Origin of the sequence: Streptomyces sp. SID3212 (assembly GCF_009865405.1) — a bacterium.
GTDB lineage: Bacteria > Actinomycetota > Actinomycetes > Streptomycetales > Streptomycetaceae > Streptomyces.
The window spans coordinates 1-4,031 of sequence record NZ_WWJY01000401.1 but is presented as its reverse complement, the minus strand read 5'-3'; the positions used below and the strand labels follow the sequence as shown (position 1 = coordinate 4,031).

General features: G+C 71.5%; 6 protein-coding genes and 1 pseudogene. 4 read left to right on the top strand and 3 right to left on the bottom strand.

Annotated features, from left to right (window positions below; genetic code table 11):
- The coding region (locus GT042_RS12190) for a fatty acid desaturase (RefSeq protein WP_202532678.1) at positions 1-219 on the top strand (219 nt) is incomplete at its 5' end.
- A 55-nt stretch (positions 220-274) separates the two neighbouring features.
- Here the strand turns inward: GT042_RS12190 and GT042_RS12185 are convergent.
- Positions 275-646 (bottom strand): VOC family protein, encoded by a 372-nt coding sequence (locus GT042_RS12185; protein ID WP_161308739.1) that lies wholly within the window; start codon positions 644-646, stop codon positions 275-277.
- A gap of 135 nt (positions 647-781) precedes the next feature.
- Here GT042_RS12185 and GT042_RS12180 point away from each other — a divergent pair, with 135 nt between their 5' ends.
- On the top strand, positions 782-1,156 hold the full coding sequence (locus GT042_RS12180; protein ID WP_161308738.1) for a BlaI/MecI/CopY family transcriptional regulator: 375 nt from the start codon (positions 782-784) through the stop codon (positions 1,154-1,156).
- Positions 1,157-1,344: 188 nt separating this feature from the next.
- Here the strand turns inward: GT042_RS12180 and GT042_RS12175 are convergent.
- Positions 1,345-1,752 (bottom strand): annotated as a pseudogene (locus GT042_RS12175) (hypothetical protein); the annotation flags it as partial.
- A gap of 261 nt (positions 1,753-2,013) precedes the next feature.
- On the opposite strand from GT042_RS12175, the gene GT042_RS12170 reads away from it, so the two are divergent.
- A complete protein-coding gene (locus GT042_RS12170) occupies positions 2,014-2,331 on the top strand; it encodes a metalloregulator ArsR/SmtB family transcription factor (protein WP_161308737.1) in 318 nt (105 codons plus the stop codon).
- Positions 2,328-3,197: an SRPBCC family protein gene (locus GT042_RS12165; RefSeq protein WP_161308736.1), complete on the top strand. Its 870-nt coding sequence runs from the start codon at positions 2,328-2,330 to the stop codon at positions 3,195-3,197. Before GT042_RS12170 ends, GT042_RS12165 begins: the two co-directional genes overlap by 4 nt.
- A gap of 44 nt (positions 3,198-3,241) precedes the next feature.
- Here GT042_RS12165 and GT042_RS12160 read toward each other — a convergent pair.
- A partial coding sequence (locus GT042_RS12160) for a helix-turn-helix transcriptional regulator (protein ID WP_237530732.1) occupies positions 3,242-4,031 on the bottom strand: 790 nt, incomplete at its 5' end.

The window sequence follows — 4,031 nt, the reverse complement described above, 5'->3', positions numbered from 1 at the left end:
GGCGGGCTGAACTACCAGATCGAGCACCACCTGTTCCCGAGCATGCCCAGCCCGCACCTGCGCAAGGCGCAGCCGATCGTCGCCCGCTTCTGCCAGGAGCACAACATCGGCTACCTGGAGACCGGGCTGATCAACTCCTACCGGCAGGCCCTCAAGAGCCTGCACGACGCGGGAGCGCCCCTGCGGGCGGCTGCCGCGTCGCCCGGGCCCCAGGGCTGACGCCGGGTCCTCGGGGCCGGCCGGGCGATTCCCGGCCGGTTCCGTTCCTGGCCGTTCAGCGGTCCTGGAGGACGGAGAGGATGTTGCCCGCCGGGTCCGTGAACCACGCGATGTACGGACCGCCGCCGCGGAAGATGCCCTTCTCGTCCGCCTCCATGTCCGGGTAACGCTCGAAGACCACACCCCGGGCGGCCAGCGCGTCGACGGCCGCGTCGATGTCGTCCACCGGGAAGTTCAGGACGGTGAAGGTGGCCGGGGTGTGGTGGGGCTTGGGGTAGAGCAGCACCCGTGTGTCACCGGCCAGACGCAGGGTGAGGAGCCCGTGCTCCTCGCTCGTCTCCAGCCCGAGCGTCTCGTCGTAGAACCGCTTCGCCTTCTGGATGTCGTCCACCGCGAACCCGCTGAACGCCTTGCTCCTGCCGAGCATGACTGCTCCCTTCCTCGGTCCTGTGCGATTGTTCTTCCCGGTCCGGTGTTCTTCCCGGTCCGGGAAGCTGATTGACTACAGTGTCGTAGACCGTCCGCTGTCGCGGGTGGACGAGGAAGCGGGAGGAGTGTCCCCATGGGCGACGAGAGGGCGGAACGCCGGCCGGCCGGGGAGCTGGAGGCCGAGGTGCTCGCCGCCCTGTGGGCGGCCGGGGAGCCGCTCACGCCCGACCGGGTCCGGAAGGCGCTCGGGGTACCGCTGGCCCGCACCACCGTCACGACGATTCTGTCACGGCTCCACGAGAAGGGCACCGTCGGCAGGACGCGGTCGGGGCGTGGCTACGCGTACGCCCCGACCGAGGACGCTCCCGGGCTGACCGCCCGCAGGATGCACTCCGAACTGGCGAAGGACGAGGACCGCGGCGCCGTCCTCGCCCGCTTCGTCTCCCAGCTCAACGACGAGGACGAGCAGCTGCTCCGCGCGTTGCTCGACGACGGGGAAGCCGGCTGATCCCGCCGGCCCCGCCCCCGCCGCCGCGCGGCTGTCCGTACGTCAATCGTCCGGCTCCGCGCCCCCGTTCAACCACCTCCGCCGATCGGTCCGCCCAACCGCACGGTGTCCGCGGCGGGTTCGCCCGCATTCCACCACACGCCTGCCGCGCTTTTCCTGACACCCTCCCGGCGGGCGGGCCCCGGCATTGCCCCCGGGTTGATGAGAACCGGAATCGCGCGGTCCATTCTCATGGCGTCCACCGATTCCGCGAGCAGTTCGTATTCGGTGGTGTCGTCGTGCGTGGCGACTCGAATGAGCCGCCCCGCGGCCAAATGTTCACCGACGATATTCTGATGGGTCACATCGTCCCGCCAGGCCCGCAGCGTATGCGGAACGTCCGGCACGCTCGGTCCGACCGGAGTGAGCGCGGAGGCGGGGAAATGATCGCTCTCGGGACTCGGGTCGAGCCGCTCGGCGATCCAGGTCGCCCGGTCCCGCAACCACCACAGTGCAAGAGTCAGAGTGGGTGCGCGATAGGTGCCGAGGGGTACGCCGATACGTTCGCCGCCGCAGACCCCGTATGCGGTGACATGGCACAGGAATTCGTCATGCACGGCCGCTCTCCTCGCGCCGTTCTGTGGAGGCCGGAGGCCTGGTCGTTGGTCTTTCGCAGTGACGCTGTACGGTGTCTCGCAGGGCGATTCCCGGGAGAGCCTGTCATTGATCCGTGGTCGCCCAACTTGCCATTATGTTCATTTCTGATGTGCAGTCACCACGTTGTTCTGGCCAGAGTTCGGGTGAATTCCCCGACGTGATGGCCGAAATTCTCGGCCGATCGCCCACGGGTTATATAGCCGATGGGCTATGTTCGCCGAATGCCCATACCGTTCGACGTTCTCGCGGACCCGAGCCGCCGGAGGATTCTCGATCTTTTGCTGGAGCGCCCGCACCTGGTGGGGGAGTTGACCGAGCGGCTCGGGCTGAGCCAGCCGGGCACCTCCAAGCACCTGAGGGTGCTGCGGGAGGCCGGGCTCGTCCGGGTCAGGCAGGACGCCCAGCGGCGGTGGTACGCACTCCGGCACGAACCCCTCGCGGAACTCGACTCCTGGCTCCACCAGTACCGGCACCTGTGGTCCGGCGCGCTCGGCGCGCTCGAACGGCATCTCGACGCGACAGAGGACACTTCCCCATGAACACGACCCCGTGGCCCGACTCCCTCACCACGACCGCCGACGGCAGGTCCGTCCTCCGGATGGAGCGCCGGCTCCCGCACCCTCCGGAACGCGTCTGGGCGGCGCTCACCGAACCCGCGAGCCTGGGGCAGTGGTTCCCCGCCGAGGTCTCGGTGGAGCCCCGCCCGGGCGGTGCGATGACGTTCCGCTTCCCGGGCCCCGGTCCCGGCGCCGAGGGGCCGCGGATGACCGGTGAGGTCACCGGCTTCGACGCGCCCCGTCTCTTCGCGTACACGTGGGGGAGCGAACACCTGAGCTGGACCGTCACCCCGGACGCGGACGGGTCCTCGCTGACGCTGGTGCACACCTTCGACGACCGGGCGGGCGCGGCGAGTTTCGCCTCGGGCTGGCAGTTGTGTGTCACCGCGCTGGGCCGGCTGCTCGACGGTGAGCCGGGCGCGGTGGGCCGCGACACGGGCGAGCTGCACGAGTCGTACGTGCACCGGTTCGACCTGGAGCGCGGGGTCACCGAGACCGTGCCGGGCGGCCGGCGGGTGCGATTCGAGCGGCAGTTGGTACGGCCCGCCGAGACCGTGTGGGAGATCCTGTCGGCGGGCATCGAGCCGGTGGCGGGGCTGCCGGTGCCGGAGGGCTTCACGGCGGAGAAGGTCCCGGCGGGTCCGGTCAGGGAGGTACGGGCGCCGCGGTCCCTCACGTACACCTGGGGGGCGGACGGGACGGTCGACTGGGAGCTGACCGGGGGGACGGGGCACGGCGCCCGCCTCGTGCTCACCCAGACGGGTCCGGAGGACTTCGACACGGCAGCGGCTTCGGCGGCCTGGCAGACCCGGATCGAGGAGCTGGCGGCGCGGCTGGTGGAGGCCTGAGCGGGCGCGGGCGCGGCCGGTACGTGTCAGCGGTGCCGGGTACGTCAGGCGTGACGCGGTCCCGGCCCGCCCGAGTGGCCGACGGCGTGCAGGGAGCCGAGCAGGGCGAGTGAGTCGGCGTCCGCGCTGCCCGGCTCGGCGGTGCCGACCAGGAGGTACTGGCCCGGCGCGCCCTGGACGTCGAAGGTCTGGTACGTCAGCTCGATCCTGCCGACGTCCGGATGGTTGAACACCTTGGACTTGCGGCCGAGGGCGCCGACGCGGTGATCGCGCCACAGCGCGGCGAACTCCTCGCTCCCGGCGAGGAGTTCCTCGACCATCCGGGCGGTCCCCGGGTCGCTCCTCCGGTGTCCCGCGCCCAGCCGCAGCGCCTCGACGGTGTCCCGGGCCACGGTGTCCCAGTCCGCGAACAGCTCCCGGGCGGCGGGGTCGCGGAACAGGGAGCGGACCATGCGGCGGGGGTCGGCGAGCGGGGAGAGCAGCGCGTCGGCGAGCGCGTTCGAGGCGAGGACGTCCAGGCGGCGGTCGACGACGTACGCGACGGCGGTGGGGAAGTTGTCGATGAGCCCCAGCAGCGCGGGGTCCACCTCGTCGGTGCCGCCGGGCGCCTCCGGCTTCGGTACGAGGCCCGCGAGCCGGTAGGCGTGCCAGCGCGCGTCCGTGTCGAGGCGCAGCGCCTGGGCGAGGGCGTCGATCACAGGGCCGGACGGGCTCCTCTCCCGGCCCTGCTCCAGGCGCGCGTAGTAGTCGGCGCTGACGCCCGCCAGGACGGCGACCTCCTCGCGGCGCAGCCCGGCGACGCGGCGGGACCCGGAGCGGGCCATGCCCACGTCC